This is a genomic window from Pseudomonas sp. BS3767, assembly GCF_900099665.1.
In the GTDB taxonomy this organism is placed as follows: Bacteria; Pseudomonadota; Gammaproteobacteria; order Pseudomonadales; family Pseudomonadaceae; genus Aquipseudomonas; species Aquipseudomonas cerasi.
In genome coordinates this window covers 520,509-543,774 of sequence record NZ_FNCX01000001.1, presented here as the reverse complement: position 1 = coordinate 543,774, position 23,266 = coordinate 520,509, and the positions used below count along the sequence as shown (strand labels likewise).

The following is a 23,266-nucleotide window of genomic DNA, read 5'->3' as shown; positions in this document are numbered from 1 at the left end:
AAAATGAAGAATTCGATCCAGCACATCCGCGCCTTTCTGTCAGTCGCTCAGACCGGCAGTTTTTCCAAGGCCGCAGCTGCTCTCAACTTGTCGCCGTCTGCACTGACCGTACAAATCCAGCAACTGGAAGATTGGCTTGGCGTTGCCTTGCTGGAACGAAGCCCGCGTCATGTCTGCTTGACCGGCGCCGGGCAAAATGCGCGTTTACCCATGGAAAAACTGCTGTTGGATCTGGACAACATCGTTACTGCTGCGCGGGATATTGCAGCCTCACGACGCGGCTTGATCACCATCGCCGCCTTGCCATCGCTGTGTTCCGGTGTACTGCCTGTCGTGTTGAAGACGTTCCGCGAGCGGTTTCCCGGTGTCGAGGTCAGACTGCGAGATGTCGTCGCGCAACGCATCGACACGCTTGTCATGGAGCGCGAAGTGGATTTCGGATTAGGCGTACAGGCTCGGCCCACTCATGGGCTGGAGTTCAACGCGATATTGGAAGACCGGTTGTGCCTGTTCGCCCCAAAAGACCATCCACTGGCAAAGCGTCCGACGGTGAGACTGGACGAGATAGCTGTTTTTCCGATCGTTCTTACCGGCAGGGAAAGCAGCGTTCGCGATTTGGTCGAGCGAGTGTTTGCTGACGAGCAACTGCCTTTATCTGCGGGGCTGGAAGCCAATTACATGTCTACCGTGCTGGCGTTGGTCAGGCAGGGGCAGGGCGTTACACTTCTTCCGGAGTCAGCGGACGATGGGCGGGGAGACCTGAGCAAGGTGCCAGTTGATCATCCGGGTGTTGTTCGGCAAATCGGGCTCATTACCCGTACGGAGCACACAATGGCCCCAGCTGTTGTCGAATTTGTTCGGTTGCTGGAGGGGCTGCGCACGCTCGGCGATCCCAGCCATTGATTTCCTGTTATACGAATGGAATAGGATGGGATAGAAGAAAGACGGGTGTCTCGGCATTGCGTCCCGGTTTCTGACTCAAGGTATGCAACGATGAAAGTATTGTTCATGTGCACCCACAACAGCTGCCGCAGCATTCTGTCTGAGGCGCTTTTCAACCATCTGGCGCATCCAGGTCTGGAGGCAGTCAGCTCGGGCAGTTTTCCCAGTGGCCAGGTAAATCAACAGGCTTTGCGAACCCTGGAAGCAGCAGGTATTTCCACCGCAGGCCTTAGCAGCAAGGCTTCGGACGTTTTTGAAGGCTCGCCTCCAGATATCGTGATCACCGTCTGTGACAGGGCTGCAGGTGAAACCTGCCCGATCTTCTTCGGGCCTGCCCTGAAGGCGCATTGGGGGCTGGCTGATCCTTCCGAAGTCTCCGGGTCGGAAGCGCAGATCACCGCAGCGTTTGAAAGTACACTCGCCAAAATTCGCGAGCGTGTGACAGCGTTTCTTGCGTTGCCACTGGAGGCCATCAGCACCGACCAGCTCAAGGCCGAATTTGATCGTATAGGTTCGCTTTGAAGAGCAATAAAGGTTGCTACGACCAGGCTGACAACTGCTTCGAATTCTCCAGCTCACTCGAAATGAAGATCCCATGCAGCTCATTACCGAAATCATTCATCCCGAACTGAAGTCCACACAGGGCAGAATATTCAGACGCCATGCGGCACGCGGCATCGTATTGAGGGATGAGAAAATACTTTTACTGTTCACTGAACGCTATAACGACTTCAGCTTTCCTGGAGGCGGCCTTGATGCAGACGAGGACGTTGTTACAGGGTTGAAGCGTGAACTTGAAGAAGAGACGGGCGCTCGCGAAATTCAGGTGCTCCAGCATTATGGTTACATCGAAGAATACCGGCCCTATTGGAAGCCCCAGTATGATCTGATGCACATGACCTCACATTTTTATCTGTGCGAAGTCGCGCACCAATTAGAGCCCGTTAGAATGGAAAGCCATGAAATAGCCAATGGCATGCGGCCCGTCTGGATCAGCGTAACTGAAGCCATCGCTCATAATGAGGCTGTTATGCAGCGTCAGGAGTCTTCGATGGGGCAGTCCATACAACGCGAGACCTTAATGCTGAGAAAAGTCGTCTCGGAGTTGGTCGTCAATCGGTGAGTATTTTATGTCTGGGTCAAGTGCAGGAGGGGCGCTTGTGGGGGGGGGATTGATAACTCAACTAAATGACTGTTTAGTTGAGTTATTAATCTCAGGGACTTTAAGGTTGGGCGAGGGCGGTTGTTCTGCAGGCGAATATGAGTCTCACGTTCCTTGGTAGATCGTCATCAAAAGCTCGCTGACTCAACCTGATTTTAATCATCTGCTAAAAAGAGACTTGGCCGGTAATGCATTTTTGAACTTCACCACCAACCCAGATGCCTTCACCGATCTGTTCTACCTGAATTCGTCCGCGACGTCCCAACGCCGTACCTTGGCTGACGGTATATCGTTTTGGCATTAGCCCGGCGGGTATTAGCCATTGGGCAAGGCTGGCATTAAGGCTACCAGTAACAGGGTCTTCGGCAGACCTGTTGCTAATGAAGGCTCGAACTTCGATATCAGCTTCTGCATCTCGCCCGACCCAAGGCGCAAAGGCCCCTACGTTTAACCCATTCAGTGCTGCATAGTCTGGATGTATTGCCAACAATTCTTCACGCGTGCGCAGCATTACCACAACCCAGCCCGGGCCGTTGTCTGCCCATTGGCTCGCAATAATACGGTCAGGTGCAACACCCAATCCATCGATGATGCGGTGCAAAACATCGTCTTCAACCGCGCCTCCACGTAGCAACGGTGGTGCCGCGAAAGACAAACGAGGGCCGTCGCGGCGGATGTGAACTAAACCTGCACCACACTCCTGAACGACTTCTTTACTTTGCGAAAAACCATGATCCCCCAGCCACACGTAACAGCTGCCTAAAGTAGGGTGGCCAGCGAAAGGAAGTTCACGGATTGGAGTAAAGATACGTACACGATAATCCGCATCAGGATGGGTAGGACGCATGAGAAATGTCGTCTCGCTAAGGTTTGTCCAACGTGCGAACGCGGCCATTTGTTCGGTGGTCAGATCATCAGCGTCGCTTACGACTGCCAGGGCATTGCCTTCCAGGGGCTTACTGGCGAATACATCAACCTGGTGAAAACTCAGTGTATTGGGCATAAAGCGCTCGTCGGTCGGGTTCCGTGGGAAAGGTAACCCTAAATACATCGCAGGATAGTGTCCACATAGCCGCACGAACGCCCCGGCGAAGAGCCAGTTCTTGAGTCCAGGAGCCCATGATTGGATCTGGTTCTCGACCCCATTGTTGTTAATGGGTACAACCGAGTCATCGCGACAGCGCTGCGTAGCCATCACGGATAAAGCAACTCGATACAGCGCCGGGCTCGCTCAGTGTTTTTAGCTTCGTGATAGATCAATGTGCGTGGCGGTTTCACTCAGGATTGATTCGAGGCTGGTTGGCATGTGTCGACAGGAGCCTTTTCCTGCGGAAATGCGCTCGGCACTGCCAAGATCGCGCAACATCTTGTTACGCATAATGTATATTATGTTAAATTATGTGTGTTTCTATGTCTGTATATGTGTAGCCGCTTTCACCAATCCTTACCTCCCTTTCATGAACCCCGATGCCTCGACCTCCCTCTGTGCTTGCTGACGCTGCATCGGCGAATGATTGTGAGAGGCTTCATAAATGAAGCGCCTCAACCATCGCTGCAAGCAGCAGGCAGATGCTAACCACAGCGGTAAGCCGTAATCGCATAGGAAGGTACCAGCCGGGCAAGCTTATAACCCGCAAGAGCAGTCTGTCCTGCCAAAAGTGGACAACAAAGCCGATGACCAGCAGCAAGCAACCCAATGGCATTGGCAGTAACGTGGCAATCCAGGCAATAAGTGCAGGGATGACACTCCAGATGAACCGGCCGCTGCGCTGCTCGGCTTTCATGTCTTGCGCGGTCATGGCGAAGCCCCAGTGCAAGGCGCCGACGAAGCTCAGGATGACGGCTCCATAGTTAACAAGCGCAATCGCAAACAGCGGCCGATAGTCGCCAGAGAACGGGATCAGCAGCGCCAGAGAAATAAACGGCAAAAGACCGCCATAACCCAGCAGGCTGATGGGCTTTGGCAGAGAGGTTGAAGGCAACGCGTTCATGTGTATTCCTTGCAGTGAGCGACACTCAAGACTGTAGGCCCAAAAGCCCCGCTTGAGCGATACATTGATGGCAGGTGGGCCCCGCCTTATGACCCGGTCTTCAGGGTAACCCCATATCGTGATTGAGCCGAGAGCAGTGACCATTTGGGCAAATTGAACGAGATTCCGCATCGGCCCCCTGCCCGGCCTATCCAGATCAAACCCCAGCGTTGATCTTCAAGGCGTGCAATCAGTTTGCTACTTGCTGACGGAGTCATCTCATGAGCCCTGGCAGCAGAAAAACTCCTGCTTTCCGTGCTTTTGCCCGTCGTTGCGCGCCACCATCGTTGCTCTTTCACGTGCGCAATAAAGCAAATCTTATGGCCTTCAGATATCAGGGAACTGACAAGCCAGTATGAGCCACTTAAACGACGGTGATGTCTGGAACCCTTTGGTGCGTGACATTCGATGTGGTAGCGACACTCCCAGCTAACGTAATTCGAACAACGAAGGACATAATATGCTAAATAGAATTTCATCATCCAGCCCGACCAGCTATGTCAGTTCAGGCAGCTCATCGGCAGGTATCAACCCCAGTATAAATGTCAGGCCTCCAAGGGGTGGGCCCGTTGATACGCTAGTAGGCGCAGCCAGTGACAACAACCTTGTGTACATTGGTGATGAGCACGGTAAGCTTTTCATACCTAAACTAATAACCGAGTCCGCTGCAAAACTTAAAAATGCAGGCGTCGACCACCTGGCGGTAGAGTTTGTAAAGCACTCCGATGGCGCCGCGTTCAGAGAAGCATTGAGCGATGGAAAAAGCGCTGTCAAACACTTTCTGGAAGCATCATGGGGGCGACACGGAGACGCTTGGCTAGACAAGGTTTCTGAGGCGCTGTGCAGTGCTCATCGTGCAGGGATTTATGTTTCTGGAATTGATAGGAAAATGGCGATAGATCAGCCTAAAACGCCGATGCAAAAAATTTTGTACATGAAAAAGAGGCTAGCTTTGAATGTAGCTTGGGATGCGGCGGCTACAAGAGAGGCCTCCGCTGTCTGCGCGAACAAAAGTATCGTATGGGGCGGTGCCGGCCATTTCAGCAACAGCAAGACTGACGGACCAAAAGACATGCGGCCAGGCTTGGTAATCTCGTTTGATCTGACTGGAAGAGGCTCTAGCAGAATCAATGATGCTGATGAACATAGCCATATCGTGATCGCTGGCGAGGATAACTAAAGAAAACCATTACTGGTTAATTTTCCTTGGCCATTGCATTTGACGTCTTGGCGAAATTCCGAGCAAGGTCATTGCTTCCGGCCAAACCGTTTGAGGTTTCCGGCTGCGTTTTCATCGCTTCGACTGGGCTGACTGGACTTTTGGCCCAGTCAACCCTCTTACGGGCGCAACTCACTCACCCCCTCCACCGCTCCCTCGCCAACGCGCGAACTCGCTTTTTTCAAGCATATTCTTCAAAACAAAGCTGCGCCAAGGTGTTAAGTAATGTTATATAAAAATTAACTTAACATTATCTGATCGTTGGAAGATGATCTTTTCGACATCCATGACGCCCTGACAAAAACACAAAACGGGACGGGAACCAAGATCCCCTGTATCGACACCGGGGACATTGCACCGCGGTGGCACCACCCCAAGGGCCAGCGAAACGCGCGCCAAGTAATCACTCTCCTGCAAGCATCGAAGCGCAGGACCTCCTAAAACAAAAATAATAGGACATACCCATGCATAGACTCATTTCACGTCCCACGATCGGGCTGTTGTTTTCTCTGACCTTACTCGGTTCTGCCGTCAGTGCCGCGCCGTTACCCGCTGCGACCGAGGGCGACTGGGTTGCACCGCAGTTCACCTTCCATACCGGTGAAAAACTCGCCAACCTCAAACTGCACTACATCACCCTTGGCAATCCCAAAAATCCCGCCATCCTCTTTCTGCACGGCACCTATCGGCCAGGCAGCGATATGCTGAGCAAGGATTTTGGCGGGGAGCTGTTTGGCCCTGGTCAACCGCTGGACGCCAGCAAGTACTACATCATTTCCACCGATGGCATCGGCGTGGGCCAGTCCAGCAAACCATCGGATGGCTTGCGCACTCGGTTTCCGGCGTACAACTACAACGACATGGTTCAAGCCCAGTATCGGTTGGTCACCGAAGGTCTGGGTATCAAGCACCTGAGGCTGATCATCGGTAACTCCATGGGCGGCATGCAAACCTGGATGTGGGGCCAGAACTGGCCGCAGATGATGGACGCACTGGTGCCCATGGCTTCCCAACCCACCGAAATGTCATCCCGCAACTGGATGATGCGCCGCTTGCTGGTCGAGTCAATCAAGCAGGATCCGGCCTGGAACAACGGCAACTACAGCGCGCAACCGCCGTCCCTACGCTTGGCCAACGCGATGTTCAGCATCGGTACCAGCGGCGGTACTCTGGCGTATCAGGCGGCTGCCCCGACCCGCGCTCAGGCCGATAAGCTGGTGGATGAACGCCTCAGCGCTGCACAAACCGCCGATGCCAATGACTTCATCTACCAATGGCAATCTTCCGCCGACTTCAACGCAGCCCCCGGTCTGAAAAAAATTCAAGCTCCGGTGCTGGCCATCAATTCAGCGGACGATGAGCGCATCCCGCCGGAAACAGGCCTGATGCAGGCGTCGATGAAAGAACTCAAGCACGCACGGCTATTACTTATCCCCGCCAGTGCCGACACCCGTGGTCACGGCACCACGAGCATGGCAAAGTTTTATAGCAAGGAGCTCGGGCAGTTCATGCTTGAGACTGAAAAGGCGAAATAGACCACCCGCTCACCCGTGCCAAACGTTTTCAACAAAACGGCTTCAGCTCAAAAGTCCGCCACCTTGCCCCAGGCGGACGTTTGAAAACGGTCAGGGTGATAAGGACGCGGGTCTACAATGGGGCTCACACCGCTGACAATATCGGCAATAAGATGACCCGCGCCGGGGCCAATACCAAAGCCATGCCCGCTGAAGCCGGCCGCGATCACCAGCCCCGGCAGGCTGGACATTTCGCCGATACCGGGAACGCCGTCCGGCGTACTGTCCACGTAACCGGCCCAGGACGCCTTGATCGACGTACCCTGCAGTGCCGGCACCAATTCCACCGCGCGCTTGTAAGTCAGCGCAACTGCGGAGGCGTCAGCGCTTGGATCGAGAATGCGCATTCTCTCCATCGGCGTGGGCTGGTCCAGGCGCCAGCGCTTCAAGCTTTCGTGGCCAGCCTGCCAGCCTTCCAGCCCCCCAGGTGCAAGGTTGCGCCAGCGACGCTGAAACATTGGCAGGAATTGCGTAGAGAACCTCAGCAACTGCGGCGTGATATCGACTCGACCCCGGCCACTGATCGCCAGCGTGTAACTGCCATCAAAGCGGCGGGTCATGGACGCGCCGGTGGTATGCAGCGCACTGGGAATTTCCTGGCTCGGGGCGGTGACCGAAAGCACTGTCTGACGAATCGTCGCTTGCGGGAAGCGAATACCATACTGGCGGCAGAACGAAGATGCCCAAGCGCCTGCGGCAAGCACCGCGAGCCGGGTGCGGATGGTGCCTTTTTCGGTGACGACTGCCGACAAGCGACCGCCTTCGGTCTCGACGCCCCGCACGGCGCAGTCCTGATGCACGCTACTGCCCAGTGCCATGATCGCGCGCGCGACTGCGGGGGCTGCGCGGGAAGGGTCGGCAATGCCATCGGTGGGCGCAAACACCCCACCTTTCCATAGCTTGCCAGTCGCCCTGCCCCGTTCGGCAGCCTGCTCGGCGGTGAGCATCTGGGTCTGCACGTTGACAGTGCGCGCAAACTCGCCCCAGCGCGCCCACCCTTCCAGCTCCTGGTCGTTGTTGCTCAGGTAGAGCAAGCCGCAGCGCGTAAAGCCGGTCTGTTCACCGGATTGCTCGGCGAATTGCTCCCACAATTCCAGGCTTTTGGTGGCCATCGGTAATTCACGCGCATCGCGATTCTGCTGACGGCACCATCCCCAGTTACGGCTTGACTGCTCGGCGCCTATGCGGCCCTTTTCAACAAGCGCGACCTTCATGCCGCGCTTGGCAAGGTAATAGGCGGTAAACGCGCCGATGATACCGCCGCCGATCACAACCACATCGGCCTCCGCCGGCAGATCTGCAGAGGTATGCACGGGAGTTAAAGGTGCTGGCATGTTCTGGTTATCCACGTGAGTTCAGAAGAGTGACCTGTTGCTAAAGCCCGACCCGTCCAGCCAGTCCTCCGATAAAGCGCAGACCACCGTTGTCTGACGGGCATCTGGCCATCAAGGGTTTATTACACCACCATAAGGCCGTCAATAAGCGCTTAAACGCGGGGCTACCTGGTAGAAACCACCGTTTAAACGGCACGCTTCGGCAGACTTTATCGAGGCGCCGAGGTCGGCTTTACAATTCGGCAACAGCGCTTTCCAAGGCGTCAAGCAGAGGGCACGCCTCTCTTCTTCGCTCTGACCCTCACATCAAAAAAACGGACCTTTTCAACACAAAGGCGTCCAACCTGGGTATCGCTACCACCGATCAGCCTCATAAGCCCTCGACTCAGGACAACCCATGACCTTCTTCATTTTCCTTTTAGCCTGCTGCGCCGCCGGAGCAACCGGCATCATCTTCAAGCCAGGAGCATGGTACGAATCTCTTAAGAAACCGAGCTTTACCCCGCCTGACTGGGCGTTTCCGGTGGCGTGGACGACGATTTATCTGCTTCTCGCCTGGGCGGGCTATCGCTTGACGCTGATCCCCGGCAGCGAGATCGTACTGGCCTTGTGGGCCGCTCAAATAGCGCTTAACACGTTGTGGACGCCGGTGTTTTTTGGCGCGAACCGTCTGGTTGCTGCGATGGTGATTCTGGTTCTGCTGTGGGTCGTGGTTGCCGCGATGATCGTGATGGCCTTGCAACTGGACATCATCACCGGGCTGATTTTGTTTCCCTACCTGGTCTGGCTCTCGGTAGCAGCGGCGCTGAACTTCTCCATTCTGCGCCACAACCGATAAGTGCCTGGCGCTGACTTCCTTATGCTTCCCCGGCGAGTTTGAGCAGAATATTGATTAACTGATTCATGTAAGCCAAGGACGGCCAGCATCGGCAGTTAATCTGTTCCGCTCAATTCACAAGGCGCTACAGCGCGTAGCGCCGACAGTGCTCAAGGTAGCCTTGCTCGTGACTGCCGACCAGTTGAACGACGCTTGACCATAGCCAGGAGGGAGCGTCCAGGGTCTCGGAGCGATTGCTTTGCAGATCCCGGATCCACGCCGCACGTGTGGCCAGATCCATCTGTCTGGCGTGGGCGTTACCAACCACTTTTGCGAGATACGCTGCGGCCTGCATGGCCTCTTGCTCGGTGAGCTCATCCAGTTCCAGCTTCATGTCCTGAGGAAGCAGCTCACGTATGAAGAACGAATGATCCAGCATTCGTACGGCAACCATTCGGCTGCCCAGGCCGGGCGATAGGTTCCGGGCGCCCTCCACTACCCGTTTGCCATTGTCTCTGGGCATGCGAGCCCTTGCCGTACGGGGGGCCGCCGCTGCGACGGCTTCCTTGACGTCGAGCAGGCAGAACTCTTCATCCTCTTCATCGCCAACACCCATCAGCACCGCATAGCGAAGCAGCCCCAGCGAGCTGCATCCTTTCACCCAATAGGCGGAGTCGAGTAAGCGCACCCGGTCATCCTGCGACCTGCCTTTGAGCGATGTCACCAGCGCATGAATCTCCGGCGTTTCACAAAGCTCCTTGATTGCATCGCGTTCCGCGCGTGACAGTTGCCAGAAATGCTTACCCAACGGAATGGTCGGCTGCGTACCTTCGAAGCGCTCCTTGGCAAGGTGCTTCCACGTGCGTTGTACCGCGCTACGCATTCCGGCTTTCACTTGCGCAGGGCGATCAGGCTCTTCATCGTCGTCGCCCAAAAAAGCTTCTTCGTAGCCCTGCATCATCTCTTCCAGCATTCTTGCCGTGGTAACGCCGGGCAAGTCCGAGCCACGAGCAGCCGTCGCCAACGACAACCCCAGCCTCACCAGGTCATGGGCAGGATTACCGATGACGGCCTGATCGAGATCGCGGATATGCATGTCGATGCGCCCTCTCGAATCCCCCGTGGGCCCGAGATTGCCGGCGTGACAATCGCCACAGATCCAGACCGGCGGACCGCTGGGCAGACGTCTGCCCGACTGGCTGTGAAGCCACTCATAGAACTGGGCGGTATTGCCTCGAACGAACGCGTGCGCAGACCGCGCCATTTTTAGATTGCGCAGATTGATGAGGGATTTGAGACGTGTGTTCGGGCGAGGCGTTTTCATCGGAAAACCTTGAAGAGGGTTATTCCATTGACTCTTCATGTGACACGAATGTTTCAAGATATTTCATATCTGATCGCTGTTTATTTCAGCGTCCCAGCCGGATTCAAACTATTTCAAGCGCTTTGCCCACCGCAAACTGGCAAGGTCGACCGTCAACAAGAAAAGAACAAGAGAAAGCAGTGTGTATTCCCGGTCAAAGCGGTCCAGACGATCAGACCGGAAATACACCTGCACAAGCCTGTTAAAGCTTGAACTGCGCAACCATCGTGTTGAACGAAATCGCCAGCCGTGACAGTTCCTGACTGGATGCACTCGTCTGATTAGCGCCCGCTGCAGACTGTGCGCTCAGCTCCTGAATGTTGACCAGGTTGCGATCCACTTCGCGTGCGACCTGGGCCTGTTCTTCGGACGCCGAGGCAATCACCATGTTGCGCTCGTTGATGGTGCCTACGCCGCTGGTGATTTTTTCCAGGGCGCTGCCGGCACACTGAGCGAGTTCCTGGGTGTTGGTGGCCGTCGCCAGGCTTTTGCTCATTGCAGCGACCGCACCGTCGGCGCCGGACTGCACGGTACCGATCATGCCTTCGATTTCCACCGTTGAAGCTTGGGTGCGGTGCGCCAGAGCGCGCACTTCGTCGGCTACCACAGCAAATCCTCTGCCTTGCTCACCGGCGCGTGCAGCCTCGATGGCGGCGTTCAGCGCGAGCAGGTTGGTCTGTTCCGCAATGCTGCGGATGACCTCAAGCACTTTGCTGATATCCCGGACGTGGCCAGCAAGCGTTGTGACCGACCCCGTTGACTCGGTGATCTCGCTGACCATCGTGCCGATGCCCTTGACGGTATTATCCACCTGGCCCCGCCCGTTAGCGGCGTCGGTTGCCAGTGATTTCGACTCCTCCGACGTAGACACCGCATTGCGGGCTACCTCTTCCACAGCCGCTGTCATTTCGTTCACTGCCGTTGCAGCCTGTTGAATCTCGTCATTTTGCCGAGTAAGACCGCGGGTGCTTTCTTCCGTGACCGCGCCAAGCTCTTCGGCAGCCGAAGCAAGCTGATCGGACGCGCTGGAAATCTCCTGAATGGTTCGTTTCAAATTACCCTGCATCGTGCCGATCGCATTGAGCAACTGCCCTGCTTCATCGCCTCGGGTGCTGGAAACGCTCTGGGTCAGGTCACCCGATGCAATACGTTGTGCAACTTCGATAGCGCTTCTAAGCGGCCCGCTAATCATGCGAGTGATCAGAATACCCAGCATGATCGCCACCACAAACGCGATGACAACACCCGCGGTCAGCATGAATACCGAGGTGCTTTGCAACCTGTCAGCGGCTTCTGCACCCTCTTTGATTTGGCGCTTGTTGGAGTCGATCATGATCTGCAGATAGCCGCGAGCCTTGTTGAACTCCCCGTCAGCCAGCGCGTTTAAACGAATGCGCGCATCTTCCAGTTTGCCGGCCTGTTCCAGGTCAAAGATATTCTGGGAAGCAGACATATAGGCTGGCATCAAGGCGTCGTACTGATCACCCGCTGCACGTTCATCGTCCTCCAATGGAGTCGCGCGGTAGATGGCATAGACTTTTTGCGCACGCTCAAGCTCGGCGTTGATACTTTGACGCATTTTCTCCGCCGTGGCCGTGTCCTTGGCATCGAGCAAACGGTAAAGCCCGCGGTTATGCGTGGTCAGGGCGGTCATCGTCTCGTTGGTGTTGGCCACTGAAACCAGATTATTCGAGAACGTCAGCTCAAGGGCATCGGAAAGCCGGTTGATACCGAGCATACCCACACCACCCACAGCCAGTGTGATCACGGCGCAAACGGTGAACGCGGCCATGAGTTTTTTAGCGAAACTGGTGCGATTTATCAGGTTCATTGATTATCCATCATCGTTAAGTAAGGGGGTCACTTCTGTCCGGAAGCCCTACTGCACTAGAGACAACTAGTTGCACGTGGTTCTAGATACCTTTTCTACAAGCGGTTCATCGGGCTACGGAAATGGCTATCCAATTTCTATGCCAGAGCGGAACCTGTTTATAACAGCAACTAACGGCGTCACTGCGTAGTGGCTATCTGCCGTCAAGCCGTTAGCTTTACAGGTCGTGAGAGGTGGAAAGTGCTGTTCACTGCACGCTAATCTTTCGCGATCCCTGACGTTATCGGCATGGATTGGGTTTTATGAACAGGCGTAGTGTGGAACGGACTAAAAAAGTGGTAATTAGATGAAAACGGGCACTGATGCGCTGGGTGCGTTCAGTGGAATCCAGAGAGGAAGTGTATCGAAATGCGAAGTATTCTCTTGGATGCTTACCCCTTTCAGGGTGCCCGCCTCTATGACGGATTACATTGTTTTATAAAGGCCTGCGGAGCAAACTTTTAAGCCTCTCATGACCATCATCGACATAAGTAAAGATAACGGGCACCACCAACAGGCTCAGTACGGTCGAGGCCAACAGTCCGCCGATAACGACCACCGCCATCGGTTGACGGAAACCTGATTCGCCGCCCCATCCCAGTGCGGTCGGCAACATGCCCGCGCCCATTGCGATGGTGGTCATCAGGATCGGCCGGGCGCGTTTGTGACAGGCGTCGATCAACGCTTCATAGCGGCTCACGGTGGGTGCGCGGCGAGCCATGATTGCGTATTCCACCAGCAGGATCGAGTTCTTGGTCACGATCCCCATCAGCATCAGCAAACCAATGACCGACGCCATGGAAAAACTCATTCCGCCGATCAACAGTGCCAACAGTGCGCCGCCAAGCGATAGGGGGAGCGCCGAAAGGATTGTCAGCGGCTGCATGAAGTCATGGAACAGCAGCACCAGCACCGCGTAGATACAGAATACGCCGACGGCCATCGCCAGGCTGAAGTTGCCAAACAGCTCGCTCATCAACTGCAACTCGCCCTGCTCCACCAGTTTCACTTGCGCTGGCAGGTTCTGCATGGCCGGCAACTGCTTGGCCTGTTCCATCACTTCGCCCAGATTGCTGCCATTGAGTTCGATGGACAGCGTGATATTGCGCAAGCGGTCGATACGATCAATCTCCGCGGGACCGCTGCCCATGCTGAGCTCTCCCAGCGACGCCAGCGCAATCTGGCCATCACGCCCCTTGATCCGTAGCTGAGCGAGGCTCTGCAGGTCGGTGCGTACTTGCGGTTGCATACGCACACGCACATTGACCTGGCGCTGGGACAGATTGATCTTGCCCAGGGACGAACTGTATTCGCCGTAGGTGGCCATGCGCAGGGTGTCGGCGATGTCCTGGCTACTGATGCCCTGCTCTGCCGCCCGGAAAACATCCGGGCGCATCTGGATTTCCGGCCGTTGCACCGCCGCACTCGAGGTGACGTTGCCGATGCCCTTTATCTGGCGTAGCTGCGGTTCAAGAGCGGCGGCAGTGCGCTCCAGCAAATCGCCGTCATCGCTGGCAAGGACAATGTCCAGACGTTCTCCGCTGCCGTCACCACCGACCGTTACCCGCACACCGGGCAAACTGCGCAGACTTTCACGCATGCTCGCTTCCACTTGCGACTGTTTCAGTGCGCGCTGGTCACGCGGCAACAGATCGACGGTCAGTTTCGCGTCCCGATCACCTGCACCGCCCGCATCGCCGCTGCCCGCCGCGATGAAGACGTGGGCCACTTCAGGAATCGCGCGTAAACGCTTTTCAGCCTGCAAGGCAATCTCACCGGTCTGAGCCAGACTGGTGCCGGGCGGCAATTCCAGGCTGACGGTGCTGCTGGCAATATCCTGAGCAGGCAAAAAGCTGGTTGGCAGCAACGGGATCAGCGCCAGCGAGCCGATAAACAAAGCACCAACAATGGACATGGTGGTCTTGCGGCGGCTCAGGCTGGTGTGAATCCAGCCCAGGTAACGTCTCATCAAACCGCTGTCATGCTCGCCATGCGGCCGTGCCTTGAGCAAATACGCCGCCATCATCGGCGTCAGAAGACGGGCGACCAGCAACGAAAACATCAACGCAGCGCTGGCCGTCACGCCGAATTGGCGAAACAGTTTGCCGGAAATCCCGCCCATGAAAGCAGTCGGCAGAAACACCGCGACCAGGGTCACGGTCGTTGCCAATACGGCAAGGCCAATCTCGTCGGACGCCTCGATTGCCGCCTGTCGCGGGGTTTTGCCCATGCGCAGGTGTCGAGCAATGTTTTCGACCTCAACAATTGCATCGTCCACCAGAATGCCGATTACCAGAGCCAGCGCCAGCAGCGAAACGGTATTGAGGCTAAAGCCGGCAAAATACATGACGCCGAAGGTCGGGATGATCGACAAAGGCAATGCCGTGGCCACGATAATGGTCGCCCGCCAGTCACGCAGGAACCACCAGACCACCAGCACCGCCAGTAACATGCCTTCGTAGAGCAGCGCCATGGAGCCACGATAGTTTTCCATCACCGGCTCGACGGCATTACTTGCCTCTTCAATGTGCACGTCAGGGTGTTGCCTGGCGAACTCACTGACTGCCTGGCGCAAGTCTTTGGTCACGCCTACGTCGGAAAAGCCCAGGGAGCGGATGACCTGAAAGCCAATTACCGGTTTGCCGTCGCGATACGCCAGGGTGTTGCGCTCGGCATGGGTATCACGCACGGTGGCCAACTGCTGCACAGCGAGCATCCGTCCATCGCTGACAGGAATGCGGATAGCGCCCAGCGCCGCCGGGTCATCAATGCCGCCGAGGACACGCAGCGCCTGTTGACCGCTGCCCAGATCGCCTTGGCCACCGGAGTTATCTTTCTGCATCGCCCGCAGACGATTCGCAATGTCTGTCACGCTCAGACCCAGACCGGCCATCAGCGCGGGATCAAGGTCAACCTGGACTTCGCGGTCCACACCGCCCACGCGACTGATCTTCGCGACACCACGCACGGTCAGAAGCTGTTTGCTCAACTCGTTGTCGACAAACCATGACAACGCCTCTTCGTCCATACGTGGCGCATCGACCACATAGGTCAGCAATGCCGTGGTATTGGTGGTCAGGCGGGTGACCGATGGCGTGTCGAGGTTGGCTGGCAACTCAGCCGCAGCGCTGTCCACCGCATTGCGCACTTCGTTGAGGGCTTCGTTGCCATCCTTGTCAATCTCGAAGATGACATTGATGAGGACGCTGCCTTCGGAAATTTTCGTAGTGACGTGCTTGAGCAGGCGCAGCGATGTCAGCTTGTCCTCGAGCTTGCGCGCGACTTCGGTTTCCAGTTGCTCGGGGGCGGCGCCTTCCAGTGAGGCACTGATGACCACTGCAGGCAGATCGGTGTCGGGAAAGTCCTGGATACCGAGACGTTCGAATCCGAGGAAACCAAACAGGGTCAGCAGTAAAAACAGCATGACCGCCGGGACCGGGTAACGAATCGACAACGCGGAGATATTCATTGCGCACGGGCCTCGGCGTTGACCAGCGTCACGCTGGCCCCGTCATTGAGGAAGGCCCCACCGCTGCGGACGATCTGCGCCTGCTCTGCCAGGCCTCCGACGATTTCCAGCGCCGATCCACGACGTCGGCCGATCTCGACCACGTGTTGGCTGACGCGCATGTCTTTGCCCAGCACAAACACATAAGAGTGCCCGTCGCGCAGGATCACGCTGGTGTCCGGAACCGTCAGCGCCGGGCTTGAAGGCAGTTCGATGCGACCGCTGGCGTACATGCCGGCGCGGGCCACAGCCCCCACCGGCAGGGAAACGTAGACCAGCGCCCTGCTGGTCTTGCCATCGAGCACTGGCGAGACCAGGCGCACGCGTCCCTGGACCTCGATACCGCCCGGCAACATCACCCGGGCCAGCTGGCCTGGCTTAACGCCTGGCAGTTGCTGGGCGTCCAGTTCTGCCTGCCACTCGATCCGGCCATCCCGGATCATCCTGAACATCTCGCTGCCCGCCGACACCACGTCGCCAAGCAAAGCCTTGCGCCCGGAAATGATCCCGTCATCCACCGCGACGATGCGCGTCTGCGTGAGTTTGATCCGGATGCTGCGCAGATCGGCATTCGCCGAGGCCAGGTTGGCTTCGGCGGTCTGTACCTTGACCCGGTACTCTTCCAGTTGCTGCTCGGACAAGGCCCCGCTCTGTCCGACCACCGCCGCACGTCGCGCATTGGAACGGGCTTCCTGCAATTGCGCAGTGGCCTGGGCGACCGCCGACTTCTGCTTGTTTTCCTCGGCCAGCACGCTGTCATCGGCCAGAGTCGCCAAGACCTGGCCCTTCTTCACCTGATCGCCTATATCAGCCTTCAGGCTGGCGATACGCAAGCTCCCGGTCTCGGCACTGATCACGGCTTCCTGCCACGGCGCGAGCGCACCGCTGGCCACTAGTTCCTGCGGCCAGTCTTCGCGGTGCGGTTGAACCGCCTCGACCGTCAGGCTGGTAGCTGGCGCTGCAACGGCGGCCGGGGTCGGTTCTGCACGGCCAAACAATATCCAGCCCGAGACACTCAACGCTGCCAACGCCAGCAGCCCATAAACGTGTATCTTCCTCATGCGCCGCCCCGCTTCGGTGTCTCTCTGGCCAAACCTTCGCGACTGTCCTGCCATCCACCGCCCAGGGCCTTGTACAGGGCAATCCAGTAACGCACCTGATTTTGTTGCACGGTGATCAATTCGATTTGCGCCGACAGCGCCGAGCGTCGAGCCACTTCGCGGTCCAGCAAGCTGGCATTGCCGGCCTGCCAGTTGCGGTCTGTGGCCTCGAACGACGCTTCATAGCCGTCGGCTGCCTGCTGCGTACTGGCTTGCCCACGCCGTGCCGCGTCCAGACGCACCAGTGACTGCTCGACTTCCATCACCGACGTGCGCAAGGTCTGCCGATAGGTCGCCAGCGCCGCGTCATAATCCGCCTGCGCCGAGTCCACCGCCGCCCGGCGCTTGCCTGCGTCGAACAACGGAACGGTCAGTTGCGGGCCGAGGCTCCAGACACGGCTGAATACTCCAGTGGTCGTCCCCACCTGGAACGAGCCAACCAGACTCAGTTTGGGAAGACGATCAGCCTGGGCAGCGCCGATCTTCGCATTCGCGGCGGCCAGCTCGCGCTCGCTGGACGCCAGGTCCGGGCGCTGGCGCACCAGATCGGCGGGTATTTCCCGTACATCCAGCAACGCGGGCTGCGGCAGTCGCGCGGGGTTATGGCCGAGCACTTCTCGCACCTGTTCCTCGTCGCTGCCGGTCAGGGCCACCAGGCTTTTGAGCAGCACGTCGCACTCGCTTTGCTGTTTGATAAGAGTCGCATTGCTCGCCGCCGCACTGGCGTCGCTCAATGATGAATCGGCGGCTGCGGTGAACCCGGCCTGAAACGACACGCGAGTCAGACGTGCGGTCTGCTCCTGGGATTGCGCCTGATCACGGTAAGCGTTGACCAGCATCTGGCAGCCGCGGTACTGCACGAAGTCATCACCGACCTCGGCGGCCAGTGACACACGAGCGTCATGCCAGTCATTGACACGTGCTTCGAGCAGATTACGCGAAGCCTCGTCGGTGCGTCGCAGTTTGCCGAACAGGTCCAGTTCCCAGGACGCATCGAGGGTTGCGCCGGAGGTCGTACCGCTCTTGTGCAATCCGCTCTGATTGATGCCGGCGCGCGACTTGCTCACGCCGCCGCTTACTTGCGGCAGCCTGTCGGCAACGCTGCCGTCCAGCGTGGCGCGAGCCTGGGCAATGCGCGCCAGAGCCTGATCGAGGGACGGGCTGTCTGCCTGTGCCAGACGCAGCAGGGTTGCCAGTGCCGGGTCATTGAACTGTTGCCACCAATCCTGCAGCCCGACCATCGACGCGCCATGAGGCAGCGGCGCATGCCACTGGCTGGCAACCGCCACCGCAGGCAATTGGTAGTCCGGTCCTGGCGTGCAGCCGCTCAGCAGCGATACCCAAAGCGTTGACACCAGGAAGTAGCCAGCAGGTTTGCCAATCGACATAAAGCTCTCGAAGATTCCGGAACAGTGGTGTCTTGAGGAAGGGGGTAACGGGGCAAGAGTCCGGACGATCAGGAGCATTGTCGCGAGGTTTCTTACAGCGCCACAAATCCCTTTCGTAGCATGCATTTAACGCCTGAGGCCGCGAGATGTCTGTCGTGGAATACGGGGACAGTCCGGCGGCGATAAGTTGGCGATCACCCTGAGGTTCTTACAGAATCGGACTCTGCTCGAAGCGAGTAGCAATGAATCCGTACCTGTGCCAACAAGGGATCGACTATGGAAGAGTTAAGCAATCTCAAGAAACTGGAGTCGAATGCGCGCACCTACGCAGCGACCTTCCAGCAGCTGTTTGTCAGCGGCAAGGGCATGCGAGTCAAGGACGCCAACGGCCAGGAATACCTCGACTGCCTGTCGAACGCTGGCACGCTCGCACTGGGTCATAATCCACCGATTGTCCGTGACGCGGTGATCGAATTCCTCAACAGTGATCATCTGCAGCAGGCCCTTGACCTGGCCACACCGGCCAAGCACGCCTTCGTCGAAGAACTGTTCGCGACGTTGCCCGCCAGCATGCGCGACAACAGCAAAATCCTGTTCTGCGGCCCCAGCGGTTCAGACGCAGTGGAAGCCGCCATCAAACTGGCCCGCCATTACACCCAGCGCTCGCCGCTGATGTCCTTCCACGGTGGTTACCACGGCATGACCGCTGGTGCATTGTCGGCCATGGGCAACCTCAACCCCAAGGCCGGCCTGCTGGCGCAGGGTACCCACTTCCTGCCGTTCCCCTATCGCTTCCGCTGCCCGTTCGGCACCGATGGCGAACACACCGACCGTCTCTCCATCGAGTACATCCGCACGGTACTCAGTGACCCGGAAAGTGGCGTGCCCAAACCGGCGGCGATGGTGGTCGAAGTGATCCAGGGCGAAGGCGGCTGTATTGCGGCATCGGCCGAGTGGTTGCGCGCCGTGCGCGAGATCACCCGCGAATTGGGGATATTGCTGATTATCGATGAAGTGCAAACCGGCCTCGGACGTACCGGCAACCTGTTTGCCATCGAACATTCCGGGATAACGCCGGATATTCTGGTGCTGTCCAAGGCCATCGGTGGCGGTTACCCGATATCGGTGATCGTCTATGCCGAGCATCTGGATACATGGGGCCCGGGCATGCACGCAGGTACGTTCCGTGGCAACCAGGTGGCGATGGTGGCAGGCGCTGCGACCATGCGTCATATCAAGGAACACGACCTGGTCGGCAATGCCACGCGCCGAGGGGAGCAGTTGCACAGCGGGCTGGAGGATATCGCCCGGCAATTCCCGTTTATCGGCGACGTTCGTGGCCGCGGGTTGATGCTCGGGGTGGAAATTGTCAAACCGGCCAGCGGATCGCATCCGGGGGCTGGCGATGGCGCACGTGCGCGGGCGATCAAGCTGGAGTGCTTCAAGAATGGCGTGATCATCGAGACCGGTGGACGCAACAGTGCAGTCCTGCGCTTCCTGCCTCCGTTGAATATCACAGAGTCAGAAGTGGGCATGGTCCTCGACCGCTTCGAACAGTCCCTCAAGAGCAGCAGCGCCGCACGGGTTTCCAGCGTCAGCGCGGTTGGCTGATCACTCGCAAAAGCTTGCTTGAGAGGTTGATGCAGCCGACAGATAGACGTCGGCTGTATGAGCCCCTCACGAACGCTATCCTATTCTGAAGCCTCCTGCATCGACGTTTCATACGCCGATCTTTTTCACCCCGCGCGCAGGCGTCTTTCAGTGCGCGGTCGCGCACAGGCGTTACTCTCCGTTGGGCAGGACATCCTTGTCCTGTAATCCCCTTGTCAATCCCGAGCAAGCGCCTCGATCGGATCGAGCTGTGCCGCGTTACGTGCGGGTACGAAGCCGAACACGATGCCGATCAATGTCGAGCAGATGAACGCCGTGACAATCGAGCCCACGGAGAACACCATCTGCCATTCCTTGACCAGCAGTGAAAACACATAGCCAATCACGAACGACAGACCGATGCCGATGACCCCACCAATCAGACAGACCATCACCGCCTCCACCAGAAACTGCTGACGGATATCCGACTGGCGTGCCCCGACTGCCATGCGAATGCCGATCTCGCGCGTCCGCTCGGTGACGGATACCAGCATGATGTTCATCACTCCGATGCCGCCTACTGCCAGCGAAATTACCGCGATCAACGACAGCAACAGGGCCAGCGACTGGCTGGTCTTCTGCACCGTTTGCATCACGCTGTCGAGGTTGTAGGTGAAAAAGTCCTTGGTCCCGTGCCGCTTTTGCATCAGCTTGTTGACGTTATCCTCGACCACCTTGCTCGGTTGCCCGTCCTTGACCCGCACGGTGATGCTGTCCAGGTAGCTCTGACCCAGCAGACGGCCAGAGGCGGTTTCGTAGGGCATCCAGATATTCAGGTTCTTGCTGGTGTCGAAGATGTTCTTCTTGTTCTCGGTCACGCCGATCACTGTACACGGCAGGTTACCCACCAGGATCACCTGGCCCAGCGGGTCGACCTTGGGACCGAACAGTCGGATCCGGGTGTTGTAATCGATCACCACCACCTGCGCCTGCCGACGGGCGTCATCCTTGTTGAACCCCACCCCCGAGCCCATCTTTGTGCCACGCACCTGGAAGTAGCTAGGGCTGACCCCGCTCACCGTCGCCGATACGTCGATGTTACGGTAGCGCAGCAGCATGTTGCGGCCGATGTTCGGCGTGGCGCTGTCGATGTAGTACTGACTGCTCAGCGCCGCTACATCGGACAGCGCCAGGGTCTGGATATCCATTGACTTGGTGTCGCCAAAGTCACTGCCCGGGAACACCTCAATGGTGTTGCTGCCGATGGCCTCGATGTCCTTGAGCACATAACGCTTGGCTCCTTCGCCGATCGCAACGATAGACACCACCGAGGTGATGCCGATGATGATCCCGAGCATGGTCAGCAGCGTGCGCATACGGTGCGAGATCAGCGCCACCCACGCCATGACGAAGGCCTCTTGGAACAGGCCGATGTTGGCCATCAGGCGGTTGCCCTGCCTGGGTTTGGACGGCAGGCGCTCGGTAGCTTTTTCGTTGATGATCGGGCGATCGGTGTTGACCCGGTCGGCGATGATCTCGCCGTCACGCATTTCGATGATGCGCTCGGCGTGCGCTGCAACCTTCTCGTCGTGGGTCACCAGGATCACAGTATGCCCTGCGCTGTTGAGCTCGAGGAGGATGTTCATTACCTCCTTGCCGCTCACGCTGTCGAGGGCTCCGGTGGGTTCGTCGGCCAGAATGATCTCGCCGCCGTTCATCAGCGCCCGGGCGATACTCACGCGCTGTTGCTGGCCCCCTGACAACTGACTTGGCCGATGCTCCAGATGCCCGGACAGGCCCAGACGCTCGAGCAGTTTCTGCGCGCGCTCCACTCGCATGCTCTTGCCGGTGCCTGCGTAGATGGCCGGCATTTCGACGTTCTGGATCGCCGCCAGGTGCGGTAACAGGTGGTAACGCTGAAAAATGAAACCGAAGTGATCGCGACGCAACTCTGCCAGCTCATCATCGGTCAGCGTACCGGTTTCACGCCCATCGACCTTGTAACTGCCGCTGTTAGCGTGGTCCAGACAACCCAGGACGTTCATCAGTGTTGACTTGCCGGAACCCGAGGCCCCGGTAATGGCAATCAGGTCGCCGGCATTGATCGTGAGGTTGATGTCATTCAGCGCGATGAAGTCTTTCTCGCCGGCGACGAAACGACGGGTTACACCCTTGAGTTCCAGAAGAGCTCGACTCATGGTCAGGCCCCCGCTGCCGCTGGTGTGGCCGATGGTTCACCGATCACCACCTGGTCACCCTCGGCAAGGCCGCTCTTGATCTCGACCCGCACATTGTTATTGATACCGGTCTGCACATTGCGGCTCTGGGCCTGGCCTTGAGCGTCCATCACGCGCACCGGGAAGGTTCCGTCGCCGTTCTTGTCGCCCAAGGCCGCAACAGGTACCGTCAGTACGTCCTTGGCCTTTTCGCGGACGATATGCACCTGAGCGGTCATCGAAATACGCAGACGATGATCCGGGTTGGGGACGTCGAACAACGCGTTGTAGAACACTGCACTGTTCGGCTTGCTGGCGTTGCTGGACTGCGAGTCAAGAAAGTTCTGCGGCGCCGGTTCCGTGCCTTTCAGTTTGGCGTAATAGCGTTTTTCGGCATCACCGAGGATGGTGAAATACACCTCTTGCCCCGGTGTGATATGAATCACGTCGGCCTCGGAGACCTGTGCCTTGACGGTCATGGTGTCCAGATCCGCCAGTTTGAGAATCACTGGTGTCAGTTGGCTGGCGATCACGGTCTGCCCTTCCTGCGTCACGATACCCACCACATCACCGCTGATCGGCGCAACGATGCGGGTGTAGCCCAGGTTGATCCTGGCGGTCTCGATCTGGATTCTTGCGTCGCGCACTTGTGCCTCCAGCGAGCGCAGGTTGGCACTGCGGACCTCGAAGTCCGATTGCGCCGTATCGAAGTCCTTTTGCGAGATCGCGTCATCTGCACGCAGTTGTTTGTAACGTTGGTAAATGGCTTTGGCGTCCTTGAGCTGTGCGACAGCCGCGTCCTTCTGGGCGATCAGGTTCTGTTCGTTGACCTGCGACTGACGCAGGGTGTTCTGCAGCACCACGGGATCGATTTCCGCCAGCCACTGACCTTGTTTGACCTTGTCACCCAGATTGACCTTCAGTGACTTGAGCTGGCCCGAGACCTGCGCGCCGACGTCAACCTGTTTGATGCCTTGCAGCACCCCGCTGGCCAGCACCGAGTTTTCAATTTCGGTGCGTTCGACCTTGGCAGTCAGGTACTCCGGTGGCTTTTCCGGGGACTGGATGCTGTAGGCAATACTCGCTGCCAGAACCAACAGCACTACAACAATGAGCACTTTGCGAAACTTCAACTTTTTCATAGAAAGCCACG

General features: G+C 57.7%; 17 protein-coding genes and 2 pseudogenes. 8 read left to right on the top strand and 11 right to left on the bottom strand.

Going from position 1 to position 23,266, the window contains the following annotated elements; all coding sequences use genetic code 11:
* Window positions 1-3 precede the first annotated feature (3 nt).
* The 3 genes from BLR16_RS01755 (at window position 4) to BLR16_RS01745 (ending at window position 2,065) form a co-directional block, all read left to right on the top strand.
* The gene (locus BLR16_RS01755) at window positions 4-903 is read left to right on the top strand and encodes a LysR family transcriptional regulator (RefSeq protein WP_042930937.1); all 900 of its coding nucleotides are present in this window, start codon (window positions 4-6) and stop codon (window positions 901-903) included.
* 90 nt (window positions 904-993) lie between these two features.
* A complete protein-coding gene (locus tag BLR16_RS01750) occupies window positions 994-1,464 on the top strand; it encodes an arsenate reductase ArsC (protein WP_074806498.1) in 471 nt (156 codons plus the stop codon).
* Window positions 1,465-1,537: 73 nt separating this feature from the next.
* Entirely contained in the window at window positions 1,538-2,065 is a 528-nt protein-coding gene (locus tag BLR16_RS01745; RefSeq protein ID WP_074806500.1) for an NUDIX hydrolase, read from the top strand.
* A gap of 205 nt (window positions 2,066-2,270) precedes the next feature.
* Here BLR16_RS01745 and BLR16_RS01740 read toward each other — a convergent pair whose 3' ends face one another.
* Together BLR16_RS01740 and BLR16_RS01735 are read right to left on the bottom strand one after the other, a co-directional pair.
* The gene (locus BLR16_RS01740; protein ID WP_074806551.1) at window positions 2,271-3,107 is read right to left on the bottom strand and encodes a PhzF family phenazine biosynthesis protein; all 837 of its coding nucleotides are present in this window, start codon (window positions 3,105-3,107) and stop codon (window positions 2,271-2,273) included.
* A gap of 523 nt (window positions 3,108-3,630) precedes the next feature.
* Window positions 3,631-4,095 carry a DUF3429 domain-containing protein gene (locus BLR16_RS01735; protein WP_003433874.1) on the bottom strand — a complete coding sequence of 155 codons (465 nt, stop codon included), beginning with the start codon at window positions 4,093-4,095 and terminating at the stop codon, window positions 3,631-3,633.
* Between the two features lie 499 nt (window positions 4,096-4,594).
* Here BLR16_RS01735 and BLR16_RS01730 point away from each other — a divergent pair, with 499 nt between their 5' ends.
* Together BLR16_RS01730 and BLR16_RS01725 are read left to right on the top strand one after the other, a co-directional pair.
* Window positions 4,595-5,314, top strand: coding sequence for a hypothetical protein (locus BLR16_RS01730; protein ID WP_004417680.1), 720 nt, complete (start codon window positions 4,595-4,597; stop codon window positions 5,312-5,314).
* Window positions 5,315-5,817: 503 nt separating this feature from the next.
* Window positions 5,818-6,888, top strand: coding sequence for an alpha/beta fold hydrolase (locus BLR16_RS01725; protein WP_003433875.1), 1,071 nt, complete (start codon window positions 5,818-5,820; stop codon window positions 6,886-6,888).
* 47 nt (window positions 6,889-6,935) lie between these two features.
* On the opposite strand, the gene BLR16_RS01720 is transcribed toward BLR16_RS01725, so the two are convergent.
* Window positions 6,936-8,261: an NAD(P)/FAD-dependent oxidoreductase gene (locus BLR16_RS01720; RefSeq protein ID WP_054080912.1), complete on the bottom strand. Its 1,326-nt coding sequence runs from the start codon at window positions 8,259-8,261 to the stop codon at window positions 6,936-6,938.
* Window positions 8,262-8,658: 397 nt separating this feature from the next.
* Between BLR16_RS01720 and BLR16_RS01715 the strand changes: the two genes are divergently transcribed.
* Entirely contained in the window at window positions 8,659-9,099 is a 441-nt protein-coding gene (locus BLR16_RS01715; RefSeq protein WP_003371008.1) for a tryptophan-rich sensory protein TspO, read from the top strand.
* 124 nt (window positions 9,100-9,223) lie between these two features.
* Here the strand turns inward: BLR16_RS01715 and BLR16_RS01710 are convergent, their stop codons facing one another.
* The gene (locus BLR16_RS01710; RefSeq protein WP_032609567.1) at window positions 9,224-10,402 is read right to left on the bottom strand and encodes a DUF2252 domain-containing protein; all 1,179 of its coding nucleotides are present in this window, start codon (window positions 10,400-10,402) and stop codon (window positions 9,224-9,226) included.
* Window positions 10,403-10,450: 48 nt separating this feature from the next.
* Here BLR16_RS01710 and BLR16_RS01705 point away from each other — a divergent pair, with 48 nt between their 5' ends.
* Window positions 10,451-10,654, top strand: a complete 204-nt coding sequence (locus BLR16_RS01705) for a hypothetical protein (RefSeq protein ID WP_032609569.1) — start codon at window positions 10,451-10,453, stop codon at window positions 10,652-10,654.
* Here BLR16_RS01705 and BLR16_RS29145 read toward each other — a convergent pair.
* From BLR16_RS29145 to BLR16_RS01685, 5 genes and pseudogenes are all read right to left on the bottom strand, one after another.
* A pseudogene (locus BLR16_RS29145) lies at window positions 10,644-11,228 on the bottom strand (methyl-accepting chemotaxis protein); the annotation flags it as partial. The gene BLR16_RS01705 and the pseudogene BLR16_RS29145 overlap by 11 nt on opposite strands.
* A gap of 273 nt (window positions 11,229-11,501) precedes the next feature.
* Window positions 11,502-12,272: pseudogene (locus BLR16_RS29140) on the bottom strand (MCP four helix bundle domain-containing protein); the annotation flags it as partial.
* Between the two features lie 475 nt (window positions 12,273-12,747).
* Window positions 12,748-15,780, bottom strand: a complete 3,033-nt coding sequence (locus tag BLR16_RS01695; protein WP_074809524.1) for an efflux RND transporter permease subunit — start codon at window positions 15,778-15,780, stop codon at window positions 12,748-12,750.
* Complete coding sequence (locus BLR16_RS01690; protein WP_016568179.1) at window positions 15,777-16,880, bottom strand: efflux RND transporter periplasmic adaptor subunit; 1,104 nt, start codon at window positions 16,878-16,880, stop codon at window positions 15,777-15,779. The genes BLR16_RS01695 and BLR16_RS01690 overlap by 4 nt, the downstream gene beginning before the upstream one ends.
* The gene (locus BLR16_RS01685; RefSeq protein ID WP_024663274.1) at window positions 16,877-18,307 is read right to left on the bottom strand and encodes an efflux transporter outer membrane subunit; all 1,431 of its coding nucleotides are present in this window, start codon (window positions 18,305-18,307) and stop codon (window positions 16,877-16,879) included. Before BLR16_RS01685 ends, BLR16_RS01690 begins: the two co-directional genes overlap by 4 nt.
* Window positions 18,308-18,583: 276 nt before the next feature.
* On the opposite strand from BLR16_RS01685, the gene BLR16_RS01680 reads away from it, so the two are divergent.
* Complete coding sequence (locus BLR16_RS01680) at window positions 18,584-19,918, top strand: diaminobutyrate--2-oxoglutarate transaminase family protein (protein ID WP_074809522.1); 1,335 nt, start codon at window positions 18,584-18,586, stop codon at window positions 19,916-19,918.
* Window positions 19,919-20,133: 215 nt separating this feature from the next.
* Here BLR16_RS01680 and BLR16_RS01675 read toward each other — a convergent pair whose 3' ends face one another.
* Entirely contained in the window at window positions 20,134-22,095 is a 1,962-nt protein-coding gene (locus BLR16_RS01675) for a MacB family efflux pump subunit (protein ID WP_003426772.1), read from the bottom strand.
* 2 nt (window positions 22,096-22,097) lie between these two features.
* Window positions 22,098-23,255, bottom strand: a complete 1,158-nt coding sequence (gene macA / locus BLR16_RS01670) for a macrolide transporter subunit MacA (RefSeq protein WP_074809519.1) — start codon at window positions 23,253-23,255, stop codon at window positions 22,098-22,100.
* Window positions 23,256-23,266 lie beyond the last annotated feature (11 nt).